The sequence below is a fragment of the Qipengyuania seohaensis genome (assembly GCF_002795865.1).
In the GTDB taxonomy this organism is placed as follows: Bacteria; Pseudomonadota; Alphaproteobacteria; order Sphingomonadales; family Sphingomonadaceae; genus Qipengyuania; species Qipengyuania seohaensis.
Genome location: NZ_CP024920.1, coordinates 1,771,410 through 1,789,453, shown reverse-complemented (window position 1 = coordinate 1,789,453; position 18,044 = coordinate 1,771,410). Strand labels below are relative to the sequence as shown.

Annotated in this window: 10 protein-coding genes; 8 read left to right on the top strand and 2 right to left on the bottom strand. The window is 60.2% G+C overall.

The features are described from left to right. Positions 1-31: 31 nt before the first annotated feature. Both CVE41_RS08810 and CVE41_RS08805 read right to left on the bottom strand, forming a co-directional pair. Positions 32-9,568, bottom strand: a complete 9,537-nt coding sequence (locus tag CVE41_RS08810) for an Ig-like domain-containing protein (protein WP_232725624.1) — start codon at positions 9,566-9,568, stop codon at positions 32-34. Positions 9,569-9,943: 375 nt separating this feature from the next. Continuing rightward, on the bottom strand, positions 9,944-10,792 hold the full coding sequence (locus CVE41_RS08805) for a DUF2569 family protein (RefSeq protein ID WP_100260306.1): 849 nt from the start codon (positions 10,790-10,792) through the stop codon (positions 9,944-9,946). A 368-nt stretch (positions 10,793-11,160) separates the two neighbouring features. Between CVE41_RS08805 and CVE41_RS08800 the strand changes: the two genes are divergently transcribed. The 8 genes from CVE41_RS08800 to CVE41_RS08765 all read left to right on the top strand — a co-directional run bounded on the left by CVE41_RS08800 (position 11,161) and on the right by CVE41_RS08765 (position 18,043). Further along, complete coding sequence (locus CVE41_RS08800; RefSeq protein ID WP_100260305.1) at positions 11,161-11,343, top strand: Flp family type IVb pilin; 183 nt, start codon at positions 11,161-11,163, stop codon at positions 11,341-11,343. Positions 11,344-11,415: 72 nt separating this feature from the next. Further along, complete coding sequence (cpaB, locus tag CVE41_RS08795; protein WP_100260304.1) at positions 11,416-12,339, top strand: Flp pilus assembly protein CpaB; 924 nt, start codon at positions 11,416-11,418, stop codon at positions 12,337-12,339. Beyond that, complete coding sequence (locus CVE41_RS08790) at positions 12,329-13,795, top strand: type II and III secretion system protein family protein (RefSeq protein ID WP_232725623.1); 1,467 nt, start codon at positions 12,329-12,331, stop codon at positions 13,793-13,795. Before cpaB ends, CVE41_RS08790 begins: the two co-directional genes overlap by 11 nt. Then, positions 13,779-14,060 (top strand): hypothetical protein, encoded by a 282-nt coding sequence (locus CVE41_RS08785; RefSeq protein WP_157799457.1) that lies wholly within the window; start codon positions 13,779-13,781, stop codon positions 14,058-14,060. The genes CVE41_RS08790 and CVE41_RS08785 overlap by 17 nt, the downstream gene beginning before the upstream one ends. A 15-nt stretch (positions 14,061-14,075) precedes the next feature. Then, positions 14,076-15,758 (top strand): TadE/TadG family type IV pilus assembly protein, encoded by a 1,683-nt coding sequence (locus CVE41_RS08780; RefSeq protein WP_100260301.1) that lies wholly within the window; start codon positions 14,076-14,078, stop codon positions 15,756-15,758. Further along, a complete protein-coding gene (locus tag CVE41_RS08775) occupies positions 15,755-16,249 on the top strand; it encodes a TadE/TadG family type IV pilus assembly protein (protein ID WP_100260300.1) in 495 nt (164 codons plus the stop codon). The genes CVE41_RS08780 and CVE41_RS08775 overlap by 4 nt, the downstream gene beginning before the upstream one ends. Next, on the top strand, positions 16,246-16,854 hold the full coding sequence (locus tag CVE41_RS08770; protein WP_232725622.1) for a TadE/TadG family type IV pilus assembly protein: 609 nt from the start codon (positions 16,246-16,248) through the stop codon (positions 16,852-16,854). Before CVE41_RS08775 ends, CVE41_RS08770 begins: the two co-directional genes overlap by 4 nt. A gap of 7 nt (positions 16,855-16,861) precedes the next feature. Next, complete coding sequence (locus CVE41_RS08765) at positions 16,862-18,043, top strand: AAA family ATPase (RefSeq protein WP_157799453.1); 1,182 nt, start codon at positions 16,862-16,864, stop codon at positions 18,041-18,043. The last annotated feature ends 1 nt before the right edge of the window (position 18,044 follow it).

The window sequence follows — 18,044 nt, the reverse complement described above, 5'->3', positions numbered from 1 at the left end:
AAGTTCCCCTGTTGCAGAGTTTCCTGAGTTATCATGCTGCCGTCCCTGCCAGGGCGGCATCGTCAAGCTGGTCGACGGTCAGGCCGTTTGCCAGCGATTGAGCGAGGCCCGGTTGGACCATCGTGTCGAGCAGGCTTTCGGTCGGTGCGATCGAATGCCATCCGTCGTTTGCAGCACCGTTACCGCCTGCAAAATGCGAGACGAGAGCATCGACGCCCGCTTCGGCGGTAAGGTCGGAAATCGCCTCACCGATGGCGGCCTTGGCGTCGAGTTCGGCAATAGCGCCTTCCGGTAGCGGCGCTTCCATGAGAAGCAGCGCCTCCATCGAAGCTGCGGCACCGCCAGCAGCCATATCCAGACCGTCGAAAGCATCGTTCGAGGCAAAAGCACCAACTTCCGGAGCGTCGAAGGCAGCATAGTCGATGCCCATCTCCGGAGCGTCGAAGCCGAATGCCGGCGTGCTGTCGCCGATTGCGAAGCCGCCTTCGAGAATATTGGCTTCGTAGGGTGCCATCTGTGCGGAGGCGAGGTCGAAATCCGCTTCCTGGACGAATTCCTGCGTGAAGCCGCTTTCAACACCGGACAGCTTGAGCGACCCGTCCATTTCCATGAAGGAATAGGTCGTGGTCGAGCCATCCCCCGGGCTGTCGGGCGAGAACGCGTCGGTTCCACCGGTATCACCCATCATGAAGGCGGATGCGGCCGCTGCGATCATGGTCGTTTCCATGGTGCGAGCGCTGCTGGTCGTCGTGGTGGCAGAAGCGGAGCCAACCGGATCGATGTTTACCTGGATGGCATCGGAAATGACCACCTCGTCCAGGTCTTCGTCGATGACTTTCAGGTCGAAGGAAGTCGAAACCTGATTGCCTTCCTCGGTTTCCGTGATCCGCAGGTCGGACAGCGAGAACTTCCCGTCCGTGCCCGAACCGGCGTTGGTGATCAGGATGTTGTTATAGCCGTCATCGGTAAACGCCACGATGCTGAATTGTGCATTCACATCCTGAACGAGCGCCGTGTTGGTTTCCCACACGATATCGAGGCCGGTCCCGTTGAAGTTGGTTACGTCGCCGTCTGCCCGGTCGAACGAACCGACGAGGTTGCCCGAAGCGTCGTAAACATCGACCCGGGTGATCTCGTCGATCGAGTCCCCGCCGTCATAGGTGGGCTCGGTCTGGTTGGCCCCTCCGTCGGTATCCGCATCATAGGCCGTGAGCCTGATGTCGGCTGTCGTGCCGTTCGAAATCTGGTCCAGCGTGAAGCGGAAACCATTCACATTCGACAGTGAATCCATCGTGTAAGCTTCGGGGGCCGGGCCCCCGCTCAGATCCACGGGGGTAAACTGGCCGAAGTGAATGTTGAGACCCGCATCCGGATTCTGGATATTGATGAACTGGCCATCCACGCCGACGTCATCGGTGTCGCTGTTGACCGATCCTGCGTTGATCGGAGTGAACAGCAGTTCGATGCTGCCGGTCTCGGCACTGTCGATGATCTTGAACGGCGGGTTGCCTGCCTGCCCACCGGAAAGATCGCTGAACTTGGTGCCGGAGCCGTTGTCAACAGGTTCGAGCAAAGTGAACGTATAGTTCGCATCGCCCTGATTGAGATCGACCGTGAACACCAGCGTCCCGCCCGTTCCGTCAGCTGCTGCGCCGGCGCGACCTTCGATCGTGGTCCCGTCGGACGACACGTAGATCAGCACGTCCGTACCCTGGTAATCGACACCGGAGTCGTCGCCATTGCTGTGGTTGAAGACGATGTCGCCCGGCTGGTCCGCACCGATATTGTTGACCACTTCGCCGTCGAGATCGAGGTCGCGCGTCGCGGATTGCGGCGAGTTGGTGAAGCCGGTGAGGATGTCGACAGGATCGATCGCCACTGGCACGTCATCAACGATGGAGATGACGATGGAACCCGGGGTTGCGTCGCTATCGCCGGTGGCGTCGGTGACGCTCATGGTGACTGTGTCGAGGATCGGTGTACCTTCGCCCTGGCCCGTATGGGTCAGCGGCGCCGAGAGCGTGTACTCGTAGCCGTAGGTAAAGGTGCCATTGCCGTCATCGGTGATCGAGGTGATCTCGATCACACCTTTGGTCGTCGTCAGCGTGTCGCCGATGGCCGGATCGGTCAGCGTGTTGCCGTTGTCCGCAGTCAGCGTGAAGGTGACGTCTTCGCCATTGGTCACGACATCGAAGCTGCCTGCAGCCGTCTCGCTGTCGGCGCCATACTGGCTGCCGGCAGCAAGACCGTCTTCAAAGACCGTCAGCGCATCGCCGGTGATGTCGGGAGCGTTGGGATCTTGGTTCAGCGTGATGACCAGCTCCGCCAGGTCCGTATCGCCGTCAGCGTCGGTGATCTGGTAGGTGAACGTATCGCTCGTGACGCCCGAGGGGATCGAGGCGGTCGTCAGCGTATAGGTATAGCTGCCGTCCGGATTGATCGTCAGGTCGCCATAGGCGCTCGAGACCGTCACTGCACCGCCGACTGCCGTCAGCGCGCCTGCATCGCCCTCTTCGCCGGTGCGCACACCGGTTACCTCGACACCCGCAGTGCCATCGGTATCCGCGCCAAGCTCGTCCGGATTGTCGCCCACGCCTGCGCCGTCATAGACGTTGCCGGTCGTGAAGTTGCCGAGACCTTCGACGACGCTGTTCGTGTCGTCTTCTGCAACAGGCACGTCATCGACGATGGAGATGACGATGGAGCCCGGGGTCGCGTCGCTGTCGCCGGTCGCGTCGGTGACGCTCATGGTGACTGTGTCGAGGATCGGTGCTCCTTCGCCCTGGCCCGTATGGGTCAGCGGCGCCGAGAGCGTGTAGGTGTATTCGTAGGTGAAGTTGCCTCCGCCATTGTCGACGATGTTCGTGATCTCGATCACGCCCTTGGTCGTCGTCAGCGTCTCGCCGATGGCCGGATCGGTCAGCGTGTTGCCGTTGTCCGCAGTCAGCGTGAAGGTGACGTCTTCGCCATTGGTGGAGACATCGAAGCTGCCTGCAGCCGTCTCGCTGTCGGCGCCATACTGGACGCCGTCCGCAAGGCCGTCTTCATAGACCGTCAGCGCATCTCCGGTGATGTCGGGAGCGTTGGGATCCTGGTTCAGCGTGATGACCAGCTCTGCCAGGTCCGTATCGCCGTCGGCATCGGTGATCTGGTAGGTGAAGGTCTCGCTCGTGACACTGGGCGGGATCGACGCGGTCGTCAGCGTATAGGTGTAGCTGCCGTCCGGATTGATCGTCAGGTCGCCATAGGTGCCCGAGACAGTCACCGCACCGCCGACAACCGTCAGCGCGCCTGCATCGCCTTCTTCGCCAGTGCGCACGCCGGTAACTTCGACACCCGCAGTGCCATCGGTATCCGCGCCAAGCTCGTCCGGATTGTCGCCCACACCTGCGCCATCATAGACGTTGCCGGTCGTGAAGTTGCCAAGACCTTCGACGACGCTGTTCGTGTCGTCTTCTGCAGTGGGAACATCGTCCGAAACGCTGACATCGACCCTGCCGAACGCCTTGTCACCGTCCGTGTCCGTGGCAACCACGTTCACGAAGCCGAGATCGTCGAGATCGTCGCCTGCAAGATCGTGGCCAAGGTAATTGTCGTTCAGGGTTGCCGTAACCGTAGCGTCATTACCGTTCACCACGAGGGTCAGGGTAACGACCGGGCCATTGCCGTCCGAACCTACGATTTCAAAATCGCCGGTCCGCACCCAATCGAGGTCGCCACCGAGGTCCAAGACATCGCCGAAGACGATCGTCGCGAAGGGATCCGAACCGGGAACGAAGTTGATCGTGCCCTGGTCGAAATCGTCTCCACCCGGAGTGCTGCCGTCGGCAAGATTCTGATCGTCCAGCGCTAGGTCCAGGCCGTCAGGATTGCCCGGAGCCTGACCATCTTCGATGCGGATCGGCTGGGTAGCCGTATCCAGATCGCCGTCGCCGTCAGTCAGCGTATAGGTGAAGTCGGCAACGATCGGTCCGCCGGTCTGGTCCAGACTGTCAGTCGGATTGAACGTCCAGTTGCCGTCCATGTCGATAGTGTAAGTGCCATTCGCATTGCTCAGCGTCGCGTCGCTGCCGTCCTGCGGAACCGCGACGGTATCGGCGCCGACCGTGATCGAGGTGACGGTTGCGCCGTCCGCTCCTTCGGTGTCGGCCACGCCGTCGGTCATGACATTGCCACCAATGTCGGCCGCATCTTCGGCAACCGTGATCAGCGTCTGATCTGTAGCAGTCGGGACATCATCGACGATGCTGACCTGGATTTCGCCAGTGCCGATGACGTTGTTGTCCTGGTCGACCACCTGGTAGGTGAAGGTCTCGAAACCAGTAACAACGGTTGCGTTGATGGTATTATCGTCATTGTCGCCGCCCTGGTCAGGCGACAGCGTGTCGCCGTCTACCGGCGTGGTGAGCGTATAGGTATATTCGCCCGTCACCGGATCAAGAGTCAGCGTGCCGTAACTTCCGGTCGCGCTGGAGGTCAGCGAATAGGTGAGCGTTCCGCTCGCACCAGTAACGGTGATCTGACCGTTCGCATCGATTTCGCTGTCCGAACCCGCATCGCTGCCAATGCCGTCGAGGCCAGCTTCGAAAACCAGCGCATCGTTGTCGGAGACATTACCCGCAACGTTGTTGATCGTGATGACCAGCTGAGCTTCGGAGATATCCCCGTCGGCATCGATGATCTGATAAGTGAAGGTGTCGGTCGTGTTGGCGTTCGTCGAGTTGGCGAAGCTGTCGTACGTGTAGTCCCCGTTGGCCTGCACCGTCAGCGTGCCGAGCGAAGAAGTGACCGTGAAGGGTCCCGTCGCATCGCTGTCGCCACTGTCGTCGCTGGTGACGCCGAGGATACCTGCAAGGCCATCTGCTCCGGCCACGTCGACCCCGAAACCGTCATCGTCGGTCAGGATGTTTCCGGCGGTGCTTGCGCCTTCCGAAACGGTGTTGGTGTTGTCTTCGGCGACCGGAACATCGTCAACGATGGAGATCACGATGGAGCCCGGGGTCGCGTCGCTGTCTCCGGTGGCGTCGGTGACGCTCATGGTGACTGTGTCGAGGATCGGTGTACCTTCGCCCTGGCCCGTATGGGTCAGCGGCGCCGAGAGCGTGTACTCGTAGCCGTAGGTAAAGGTGCCATTGCCGTCATCGGTGATCGAGGTGATCTCGATCACACCTTTGGTCGTCGTCAGCGTGTCGCCGATGGCCGGATCGGTCAGCGTGTTGCCGTTGTCCGCAGTCAGCGTGAAGGTGACGTCTTCGCCATTGGTGGAGACATCGAAGCTGCCTGCAGCCGTCTCGCTGTCGGCGCCATACTGGACGCCGTCCGCAAGGCCGTCTTCATAGACCGTCAGCGCATCTCCGGTGATGTCGGGAGCGTTGGGATCCTGGTTCAGCGTGATGACCAGCTCTGCCAGGTCCGTATCGCCGTCGGCATCGGTGATCTGGTAGGTGAAGGTCTCGCTCGTGACACTGGGCGGGATCAAGGCGGTCGTCAGCGTATAGGTATAGCTGCCGTCGTCTTCGATCGTGAGGTCGCCATAGGTGCCCGAGATCGTGACCTGCGTGCCGACTGTCGTCAGCGCGCCTGCATCGCCCTCTTCGCCGGTGCGCACACCGGTAACCTCGACACCCGCAGTACCATCGGTATCCGCGCCAAGCTCGTCCGGATTGTCGCCCAAGCCTGCGCCGTCATAGACGTTGCCGGTCGTGAAGTTGCCGAGACCTTCGACGACGCTGTTCGTGTCGTCTTCGGCAGTGGGAACATCGTCGATGACCTGGATATCGAGGGATGCACTGTCCTGCGAACCATCGGTATCGGTAGCCACCACTTCGAAACTGTCGGTGACGTCGTCTTCGCCGGCAGCGTCATGCTCAAGAGTGTTGTCGCTCAGCTCGTATTCGTAGGACACGGTCGCCGAGACCACATCGCCATTGGCGTCGGTGGTTACCGTCACATCGGTGATCCGGGCCGTGCCGAAGTCGCCGGTGATCGAGACCGGATAGGTCTCGCCATTGCCCCAGACCGCGGTGCCGCCGACCGTCAGGACGCTCAGCCCGTCGGGGCTGTCGACCGTGAAGCTGCCATCCTGCACGAGCGCATTGGCATCGGGCGAAGAACCTTCCGGCAGGTCGTCTTCATCGACCACCTCTTCGGGCGTCTGGAGATCGAGGCCGTTGATGGTCACGATGTCGTCCGCGCCATTGATCGTGATCGTCAGCGTGGTCGAGCGGGCGTCACCATCGCCGTCGGTGAGCGTGTATTTGAAGACTTCCGTGAGGATGTCGTTGGAGTCGAGGCCCTGAACCAGCGGGTTCGTGTTATCGAGCTCGTAGATGTATTCGCCATCCGCATCGAGCGTCAGCGTGCCGTACATACCGGCAAGTGGTTCGCCGAGAGTGCCGGGGTCGGTACCAAACGAGAAAGCCGACACTTCGGCGCCATCGGCACCCTGGGTGTCTTCGCCGTCATCCCCATTGGCTTCCGCATCGCTGATGACATTGCCGCTCGCGCTGAGCGGACCATCTTCGGTCACGCTGTCGGAATCCGGGCGCGCCGTAGGCACGTCGTCGATGATATCGATGTCGAGATCGCCAGCGACCGTGTCGCCATCCTGGTCGGTGACCGTCACTTCGAAGCTGTCGAACGTGTCGTCGCCATCAGTGTTCGTAGTCAGTTCGTAAGTGTAACCGATCGCGCCATCGGCGATCGAGGTCACCGTAAGCGTGCCGAAGCTACCCGTGAAGGTCTGGCCGACAGCGGTCACTGCCGTGCCGCCGATGGTGATCACCGCCGGGCCATCTGGCGCGGTGTAGGTGAACGTGCCGCTCGTGAACTCGCCGTCGGTCGCCGCAGCGGAACCCGCCGGTAGGCCCGCTTCGTCGACTTCGGTACCGGCTTCGCCGGCAACCGGAAGGTCCAGCGTTACCGGGCTGTCCGCGATCGAAATCACCAACGTAGCCGTTGCTGTGTCGCCATCGCCGTCCGTGATTACGTAGTCGAAGCTGTCCTCGACATCGCCAGGCGTGCCCGGATCGCGGGTATAGCTGTAAGTGCCGTCGGCGCCGATGGTCAGTGTGCCGTAAGCGCCCTGTACCGTCTCTCCTGCAGCACCCGAACCGCCCGATCCCGTGAAGGACGTGACGCTTGCATCGTCTGCACCGACTGTGTCGTTGGCAAGTACGTTGCCGCCAACCGGGCCATATTCGCCCGCAGCAATCGCATTGCTGTCATCCTCGGCACTCGGCGCGTCGTCGATGATCGCGATGACCAGAGTGGTCGAAGCCGTATCGCCGTCGCTGTCGGTAACAGTGAGCGAGAAGGTCTCGCTGTCCGGATCGGAAAGCGTGTTGTCGAGAAGTTCGAAACTGTAGCTGTAAGCGCCATTGCTTTCGGTGATCGTAAGAACGCCGCTGTCGGTCGCAACCTGGCCGCCGCCGGTCACATTGACGCCGTTGATGACGAGCGACGCAACGGTATCGCCGCCGGTCGTGATCGAGATGACACCGGTTGCGATTTCACCGTCGCTTGCCGAGTTCGAACCGGCCGGTTCGCCATCGCGAGCGCCCAAGGCCGCTTCATCGACGTCGTTGTCGCCCTCGACCGAGATTTCAGGAGTAGAATCGGGCGAGAGGGTAAGAGTTACGGTCGCGGTAGAGACGTCACCGTCGCCATCGGTAATTGTGTACTGGAACGTGACAGTTCCGGTCTCACCCGCACCCGGGGTGTAAGTGAAACTTCCGTCGTCATTGTAGGCTAGGCTGCCTGTACCGCTGAGCGAACCGTCTACGGCTTCTACGCCCGTCGCAAGGTCGACGCCATCTGCGCCAACCGTATCGTTGGCCAGGACATCGATCGAAATCGAAGCGTTTTCGCCAGCCTGCGAGGCGGTGTCGTCGACCGCCTCCGGCACGTCATCGACGATCGTGATATCCAGATCGTCTTCGGCCTGGTCGCCATCAAGATCGGTGATGACGATCGGAAAGGTAACGGTCGTGCCGTCGGTATCGCCAGTGTTGTCGGTCAGTTCGTAATCATAGGTGATCGTGCCGACGCCGGTTTCCGGATCGTAAGTGTAGCCCGTGACCGTGAGCGTGCCGGTATCGTCTGAAACGACGACCTGCGGCAGGTTGTTCGGATCGATGACGGTCCCACCGATAGTAACCGTGTCGACGCCATCGGGCGATGTGAAAGTGATCGTACCGGTCGCGGTTTCGTCGTCGCCGTCGAAATTCGAACCTTCGGGTTCGTCGTCACGGGTGTCGGTCGTCGGAGGGAGCTGGCCTTCTTCGACCACTGTCGCATCTTCGCCATCAGGGACATTGGTGATCACGTTCGGCGCATCACCGATATTGATTGTCAGCGTAGCAGTGCTGGTGCTGCCGTCCGTATCCGTAATCGTATAGGTGAATTCCTCGCTGACGCCGCCGGGCGTGTTGACGAAGCGATCATAGGAATAGCTTCCGTCGGCATTGAGGGTGAGTTCACCATAGGTGCCGACCAGGGTGTTGCCCGGCTCAGCCGAACCACCGGAGTTGGCAAACCCCGTCACTGCGCCGGTGTCAGGATAGCTGTCCGCACCGGATTCGTCATTGTCGGTGACGTTTCCGAAGATCGTATCGTGAGATCCGCCCGGGACATCGTTGCTGTCGTCGCGCGCAATCGGTGCGTCGTCCACCACGTTGATCTGCAACGTTGCGGTCGCGCTATCGCCGTCGGTGTCGGTGACCGTCATCGAGAACGAGCCATCGACGGTTTCGCCGACAAGGTTGTCCGTCAGAGTGAAAGAGAACCCGATCTCGCCACCCTCGATATCGATGCTCGTGATCGTAAGGATGCCCTTGTCGCCGACGAAGGTCTGGCCGACCTCGGTGATCGCCACGCCATTGATCGCAACCGATGCAACGCCATCGGGCGAATTGAATACGATCGTACCGGTCGATGTTTCGAGGTTGGTTTCGTCCTGCGTACCTTCGCTCTCGTCGGTCCCGTCGATGGTGCGGGCCGGCAGGCCCGATTCGTCGACAGTCGCAATCGCGTTGATGACACCTGCCGGATTGTCAGGCGTTTCGACCACGATTTCCGGATCCTGGTCGACCAAGTACGGAATGATCTCGCGCTCTTCGGGTTCGGGGAACTGGAGCTGCGTATAAGGAAGCAGGTCGCCGATGTCGTAAGCGGCCTGGATGTTGCCGGGGTCGACTTCGAAATTGCCGCCCGAACTTTGCGGGTCGCCAGCCGCGGGCTGCGGTTCGTTACCGGTCAGAAGTGCTGCAAGGTTGGCGGCAGGTACCGTAACACCGTCGACGACGATCTGCGGCACGATGATTGCGCCTTCGGGAATAAGGATGCGCGTACCGTCGTCGAGAACGATGACGAGATCGCGGCCTGCCGATGTCAGGTTCTCTAGCGACGCACCGTCGGGCAGGATAACCACGCCATCTTCATTGGGAACGAGAATGATGTCCGCATTGGCACGAGTGGCCGCTGCGGAGGACTGGCTGTTGCCGGTGTCCATGTCCTGGCTGTCCTGTGCGTCGGCGAATTCGCCATTCTGCTCGAAACTGTCCATCATCTCGGTCCTCTTCTCAGCCGGAAGGAGGAGCGAAATCTCCTCCGTAACGCGAGAATTGCCGAACATGATGCGAGCCGGAAAAGACCGGGAGACCACCCCCCAAGATCGTTTCGAGCAAGATACGGGCACAAGCCCATCCAGCAATTTTCGCGGCCCGACTTTTCATCTCAAAACGGCGAATCGAATTGCCAGTGAGATGTGTCGTTGCATTATGTGAAACAGTTCCGAGCCAATCTTTCAATGTTGTTAACTACTTGGCCGGCGGGGAAAATCGCTCTTTCCAGAGCGAGTGAGGCCGAAAATCAGCCGTAAGTTTCTGTTTTTCGCAGATACATTGTCACTGTCCGGATTTGGGACGAGAAACGAAGAATTAAATCATCTGCCTGCGGTGACGGACACTCGTTGCCGGAAGGTAACGTTCACACGCTCGGAGAGGAGAAGATAAGGCATCCAGATGGCGATGCTCACCATGACTGTGTTGATGTTTGCGACAAGCAAGGTCGACAGTGGGGTGGCCACTTCCTGCGGCAACCCCACCCCCGCCAGCGACCATGCGATCGCAATCTGGGACAGGATATCGAGGAGCCAGGCGTAGGCCAGCATCTTGGGAAAGAGTGGAACGCGGCGCAACGCGAGGACGAAGCAAACCATATAGAAGAAGTTCATCATCGCCAGCTCGGCAGCCATGGCGAGGTAGAGGATATGACTCCACGCGGGCGCGTGCGCGTAGAGCGCGGGCTGGATCATGAAAAACTCCCCGGTGCGCAGGACGACGCCGAACAACAGGCCGACGATCAGCGAGGTCAGGAAGCCGGTGGTTCCGTAAAGAGGGTGACTCTTCGCCTCGCGTTTGCGCACGCGCCGCCATCGTCCGAACAACGCCAGCCTCAGTCGCGGGTTGCCTTCTACCGATTGAAATGCGTCGCGCGCGATTCGAAAGCCAAGTAGCGGCGCAGCGATAATCGCCAGATAAGGAATTGCGGCAAGGGCAAGCCAGTCGATGCTCGCTCCGATCCAGGCAACCTTGGCCAGTTTTGCACTGGAGAGCAGCGCCGTCACGATGACCCAGCTCAGAGCAAGATGAAATAGATGGGACTCGATCCAGCGGGTTATCGCAATGCTGCGAAGCGCGAGCTTTCCGGAATACGTTCGAAACGCGGCTGACAGTGGTCGCAGGGCTTGAGCCCCTTCCTGAGATACCACCCCCAGGAAGTTCCGAATCATTTCAAACTCCTAGCCGAATCATAATCGTGCGGCGCAGACGGGATTCGGGCAAAAATGCACCACTCTTAGCTTTTGTTAACCTACCATCTTTACTTTTGCTTGAATTAAGTTACTAAAAAGTAGACATAATGCAAAAGCGTTGCACCGAAGTTGACCGTAAGCAGCGTTTGAGTGAACTTAATTGAGCTCCGAGGGAGCCAGCGTGAAACGAGCCGGTGCATCCGGTTACATAACAATAACAGGTCGCGCCGGTTCCAACACGTTACCCCCCTCGGGCGGACCAATCCGGAAATAGATGCCGGAGGTCCTGTATATGAAATGACAGACCGTCTCTCCTGGCGGATGTCTTCAAGACTTGGGGTAATACTATGTTCAAGAACTACATCACTGAAGAAGCCGGTGCATCGGCAGCTGAATACGCTCTGATCCTCGCCATCGTCGGCGCCGTGATCGCTACGGCAACCCTCGCACTTCGCGGCGAAATCGTCACCGCGATCAACAATGCGAAGAACAACGTTGCTACGGCGAACGCGAACAACGCTTCGATCTAAGCAAAAATTAAGGTCCCGCCGGCATTATCGGCGGGACCTTTTCTCGTTTTTCAACTCGGGGGGGTAAATATCATGCGTGGCAGGAATCTGCTCATTGCCGGTATCGCCGTATTTCTCGGTCTCATGGCCGTGTACCTGGCGAATGCCTATTTTACCGGAATGGAAGAGCGGCAGGAAGCGATTGCCGAAGAGCAGCAGCTCGCCCGCATCGTGGTTGCCACCCAGCCCATGGCTTTCGGACAGCCGTTGACCGAAACCACGGTCCGGCTCGCCAACTGGCCTGCGGAATCGGTGCCGGAAGGCGCTTTCACCTCTCTCGAACAAGCCATGATGGGCGGGCGCGTCGCACTTCGCCCGATCGTGCCCGGTGAGCCGATCCTGGCCACAAAGGTCAGTGGCGACAACGGCCGTGCAAGCCTGGCCTCCAACCTTCCCGAAGACATGCGGGCCGTCTCCATCCCGGTAAACGCAGTTGCCGGCGTCGGCGGCTTTGTTCGCCCGGGCGACGTGGTCGACGTGATGTTGACCCGCATGATCCCTGGCCAGAACCAGCAACAGCAAGACAAGATGACAACGGTCGTCCTCGAGAACGTACTGGTGCTCGGCATGGATCAGGTTGCAGACGAAAATGCGACCGAGCCTGTGGTTACTACCACTGCCACCCTGCAGGTCGACATGTTCGGCGCCCAGAAACTGACGCTTGCCCGCGAAGTCGGCAATCTCAGCCTGGCGCTGCGCAATGTCGAAAACCAGGAGGTCGGCACGACAGAAACGGTCGTTGCAAACGATCTCGGTGGCGGCGGTCGATACATCAATCGCGGCACCGGTGCTCCGGCTCCCATGCTGGCGGCTCCGTCCTATTCTCCTCCTCCGCGGGGCGCTAGTTCTGCGCCGAGGCAAGCAAGTGCACCGGCCCGCCCGCGCGGTCCGACCATGAGCGTGGTGCGCGGCACCAATGCTGAAACCTATTCCGTGGAGACGCTCCGTGGCAATTAAGCACACAGCCCTTTCGGCTCTCGCCCTGGCAACCGCGTTGGGAGCGGCAATTGCTCCCCACGCAGCAGCAGCCCAGTCGGGTTATGCCAGCGAATCCATGCATGCGGGCACCGTGGAAATCCCGGTCAACAAGAGCCAGGTCGTAACGGCCGACGTTCCGATCGACCGCGCGATGATCGGAAACGACTCGATCGCAGACATTCTTCCGGTATCCGATCGTTCGGTCTACGTGCTCGGCAAGGAGATCGGCACGACGTCGCTGACGCTCTACGATCGTTCGAACCGCGTCATCGCAGTGATGGACATCGCCGTCGGTCCCGACGTTTTGAGCCTGCGTGAGCAGATGGCCGACCTGATGCCCGGTGAAACCGTCGATGCTCGCATGACCGGCGACTCGATCGTTCTTTCGGGCACCGTCAGCGACGCTGGCGTCGCCGATCGTGCGGTCCAACTGGCCTCGGCCTATGCCGGCGCAGAGAAAGTCGTCAATCTCATGACGCTTGGCGGAAGCCAGCAGGTCATGCTTGAAGTCCGTTTCGCCGAAGTTTCTCGCAGCATCGGCAAGGACCTGGGTGTTCGCACTTTCTTTAATGGGGACAGGGTTTCGGGCGCAACGGGACCCGGCTCCGAACTTACCCCCGGGGTTGGCTCAAGCAATTTCGGGAACGGCGACCTAGGAGTTTCCGATGTAACGAATGCATTTGGCGTCATCACCCGTAGCTTCACGGATATCCTTGGGCTCGATGTCGACATCGCTCTCGACGCTCTTGAAGAGAAAGGCCTTGCCAAGACACTCGCAGAGCCGACGCTGGTCGCGCTTTCCGGGCAGCGAGCCTCCTTTTTGGCAGGTGGCGAATTCCCCGTTCCCATCGTTCAGAGCGGCGGTGTGGGTGGCGGTCAGGCTGGCATCACCGTCGAATTCAAGTCGTTCGGCGTCGGACTGGGCTTCACGCCCACCGTCCTGTCGAACAAGGTTATCAACCTGATCGTCGAGCCGGAAGTCAGCTCGATCGACCAAAGCGCGTCGATCACGCTCAACGGCATTCGGATCCCGGGCCTCCAGACCCGGCGAGCCAGCACTGTTCTCGAACTGCGCGATGGCGAAAGCTTTGCGATTGCCGGGCTTCTGCAACGCGATTTCCAGACCACGGTCAACCAGGTGCCCTTGCTTGGTTCGATCCCGCTTATCGGTTCGCTGTTCCGTTCGACCAGCTTCCAGAAAGGCGAGACCGAGCTGCTGATCATCGTGACGCCGCGTCTCGTTGCGCCGCTCCGGCCCGAGCAGGTCCAGCTTCCGACGGACCGCGTCAGGGACCCGATCCAAGCCGATGTTTTGCTGAACGGCAATTCGCATCGCACGAATGATTTGCCGCCGATTGCCGGTGATACCCCGGCCAACACGCAGCAAGGCACCGAAACCAACGCGCAGGAGGCAGCCGATGGCTACGAATACTAAGGCTCTTCGCACCGTGCTGCTGACCGCAGGCGTTATCGCCACGGCAGGCTGCGCGACGGGGAGCGGTAATGACTTCATGGCGGATACCAGCTGGGGCGAGGCCAATCGCCGCACGATGGCTGCCCAGGTCATCGACCCGAACCCCGTTTACGAAACCGCGATCCCGCCCACGACTGCCCAGAATGCAGTCGCTGCTATCGATCGCTATTACGACGATGCCGTCAAGGAGCCCGACGAGGTCTCCACGACTGAATCGCCGGAATAAACCGGACATGGAACAATGGTTAGCGCAAAAGACCTCATAAACAGGTTCCGTAAGGATGAACGCGGCGCAGTCGCCGCGACCTATGCGCTAGCCATCATTCCGCTCGTCGCCATGGCTGGCCTGGGCTTTGACTATGCCCGCATGGCCGGGATGGATTCCGAACTTCAGAATTCGGCCGACCAGGCGGCCCTGGCGGCGGCCACCCAGCTGGACGGAAAAGCCGGAGCTTGCGCACGCGCAGGAAACGCAGCCATCGGCCTGGTCCAGAACCAGACCATTCTTGCGGACGGCAACAATGCGATCGATGTCGATACGGCCATCGCCGTAGCCAACGACCAATGCAGTGCTTTCGCCAATATCAGGTTCTTCCGGGTCTACAATGACCCGGGCAGCTTCACGCTCGCCACCACCGATAAAGACGCCAACTTTGTCGAAGTCACGATCGATGGGCGCGAGGTCACCTACTCGCTAGTGGCGGCAGCTGGTGCTGACGGTGCAGACGGGCTCGCACTGGCCGTAGCCGGGCTGGGTTCCGCCCTGTGCAAGGTGCCGCCGGTCATGATGTGCAATCCGAACGAGACCAGCGATCCGGATTTCACTATCGCAAATTATGTCGGCAAGGGCATCAGGCTCGTTGCCAATGTCAATGGCCAGAATGGCGCAAGCGAAGTTGCCGACGAAGTCGCCGGTAGTTATGGCCCGGGCGTTTTCGGCTATCTCGAAACCGGAGCCGGGAATGGTGCGATCGCCACAGCACGGACCCTCGGCCGATCGTCGCTGCCGGGCGATTGCGTTTCCATCGACGGTGCAGATGTCAAGCCGGGTCAGCAAGTTAGCGTTCTCGATGCCCTAAACGTGCGCTTCGGTATCTACGCCAACGGCCTCAACAATGTGTGCGATTCGGACAACGGCGCGTGCCCGCCATCGGCCAACAGCCGCATCGACCTGGTTCGGGAGGTTCCCCCAGGTGGAAGCAGCGGCTCGTGCTCCATTGGCCCCGGCGGCTGGGAAGTTGGTCCCCGACCGTACCGCGCGGTCGACGCGGTGAACAATATAGACCCCAGCAACACCCAGCCCATGGGCTATCCGCGCGACAAATGCCACGCGACCAGTCTGGCAGGAAATTGCACGGGGAACGGCAACGCGCGTATCGGGGACGGCAACTGGGATCGGGCTGCCTACTACTTCACCAATGGGCTCGGCAGCATCCCGATGACCTGGTCGTCCTACGGCTATCCCGAGCTTGCGGGACGAACCACCCCCACCCGCTATCAGCAGTTCCGTTATGAGTACGAAAACGCGACGTTGCTAGCTCGGAAGACCTTTCAACACACCACTGCCGGTCCGGGAAAGAGTTCGAAAACGATCGATTACGAACATCAGGGGTCGCCTCTGTGCGAAGGGCCGGGCATCGCTCCGGGTACAACCCCAGACCGGCGCGTGCTAAGCATCGCCGTAATCAATTGCTCGACGGCAGACAATGGTGGGCCGGTTTCGGCCAGCACGACAGACGCGGATATCGGCAAGTTCGTCGACGTCTTCCTCGTCGAACCTGTTGCTCGGCGCGTAGCACCCGATGGAACGCGCTATACGAACAACAGCGATGTCTACGTTGAAGTTATCGGCGCCACGACCGTTGGGGGCGGCGGCACGCAAGGGCAGGAAATCCGCAAGGATGTTCCTTACCTGATCGAATGACGGACTGCCGCGCCTTTTGCCATCGTGAAGAAGGGGCTGCCGCGTCCGAAATGGCGCTGATGCTGCCGCTCTTGCTGGCAATGATGTTCGTGGTCTTCGAGGCAGGCCACTATTTTTACACCGAACAAAAGGTGGTCCAAGCCGTTCGCGAAGGGGCTCGCTATGCCGGACGTCGGCCTTTCGCCGATTTTCCTTGTGGCGGCGCTGCCAGCGCAACTGCAATCAGCGAAATCAAGAACGTCACACGCACTGGTGTGCTCACTGGTGGGACACCGCGCATTTCGAACTGGGACGCGAACCTCATCAACGTCAGCTACACGTGCAACGCAGGTTACGCGACCTCTGGCATTTTCAAGGGTAACAGCGGCGGCGCTCCAATTGTTACGGTCAGTGCCGCTGCAGGGTATCCTTCGCTCTTCGAGAGCCTTGGCCTTATCGACAGCAACACTCAGGTCTTTGCATCGGCTCAAGCAGTGGTGAACGGCATATGATGCGTTTCACTCACCAATTCTCGGCGTTCTTAAAGGACACACGCGGATCCGCAGCGGAATTCGCCCTCGTCCTTCCGATCCTGATCATTTTCCTGCTCGGAATTTTCGATGTCGGCTATTACGCTTGGCAGATAAACCGTGCTGAAAAAGCCGTGCAGATCGGCGCTCGGTGGGCCGTGGCCACGGACATGGTTCCTTCTGGCTTGGCGAGCTACAGTTTTGCGACGAGCGGCGGAATTGAACAGGGCACAATTGTACCGCAATCGGCTTTTCCAGGGCTGGCATGCACCAGCAGCGGTTGCACTTGCAAAGGAAGCTGCAGCTTTCCAACGACCGCTAACTCCTCCGCATTCACGAGTATCGTAGATCGAATGCAGGAGATAAAATCGGAAATTCAGGCCAGCAACGTACGCATCGAGTACGACTGGTCCGGCCTCGGATTTTCGGGAGACCCCAACGGCCCCGATGTCGCACCAATTGTGACGGTGAAGCTGATCAACATGCAGCACACACCGATTTATAGCCTGTTTACGGGTACTATTGCGCTGCCCGAGTTCGCCTATTCGCTGACCGCCGAAGATGGCGCTGGCAGCTATTCAAATTGAGAGCGCCATGACCGATTTTTCCGACACATATGAAACGGACAATGGAATGACCCTTCCGGAAGGCGTGCACGTGTTCGCGCGCAAAGAGGCGCTCGGCAATATCGCCATTCTCGAAGATTCCGTAACCTTGCACCGCCTGGGCACAGCCGAGGACTTCCCCGTTGCAGCGGTGGAACAGGCTGCGATCGCAGTTGTGGAAATCGACTCCGAAGATCCGGACTCGCTTGCTCGTTTGGAACGGCTGCGGGCCAAGCGCCCCGGTCTCCCGGTCATCGCCGGATTGCAGGTTGCACCGGTGAGAACCGTACGCTCGTTGCTGCGCAAAGGCGTCGTGGACGTGCTGGAGCTGCCGTTCTCGAGCGAGGAGCTCATCGCTGCAATCGTCGATGTTGCGCGCGCTGCCAAGCCGGTCCGACCCGAAACGCCGGTCACTCTGGCTCCGGTTATCGCAGTTCTCGGTGCGGCAGGCGGCGTGGGCGCCAGCACTGTCGCCACGCAACTGGCCACGATGATGAGTTCGCGGCTGGGCGAAGGGGCCCGCACCGCTCTCATCGACCTTTCGCTGCAAAGCGGCGATGCCGGCGCTTATCTCGACAAGAGCCCGCGCATGACGATCAGCCACCTGTTCGAAGCGATCGACAGGATCGACGACGAGCTGATGCGCTCGGTGGCCATCGATTGCGGGGATGACCTCGACCTGTTTGCCGCGCCCGACGATATCGAGCCGATCGAAAGCGCATCGGCGGATGAAATCGGCCGGATGCTGCGCGAAACCCGCAAGCGTTACAGTGCAGTCGTGCTCGACATGCCTTCGACGCTGCCCAATTGGGCGATGCCGATCCTGCTATCGGCAGACGAGGTTGTCGTGGTGGGCGTAGGCCGGATTTCCGCGCTGCGTCACGTAAAGCGTAAATTGTCGCTCCTCCAGATGCTGGGCCGCGAACGCCAGAACATTTCGGTCGTGCTCAATCGTTTGTCCGGGGGTCTCTTCAAGCGTTCCGACGTGTCGCAGATGGAAGAACTTCTGGGATACGACGTCGTCCAAACTCTCGAAGAAGATACGCAGCTGGTGGAAGAAGCCCAGTTGCAGGGCGTGAGTGTCGCAGCGCTCCAGAAGCGCGCACGCCTCTCTCGCCAGATCGGCGACCTGGCCACTTCGATCAGTGCGAAGATCGGGAAGGATTACTGAC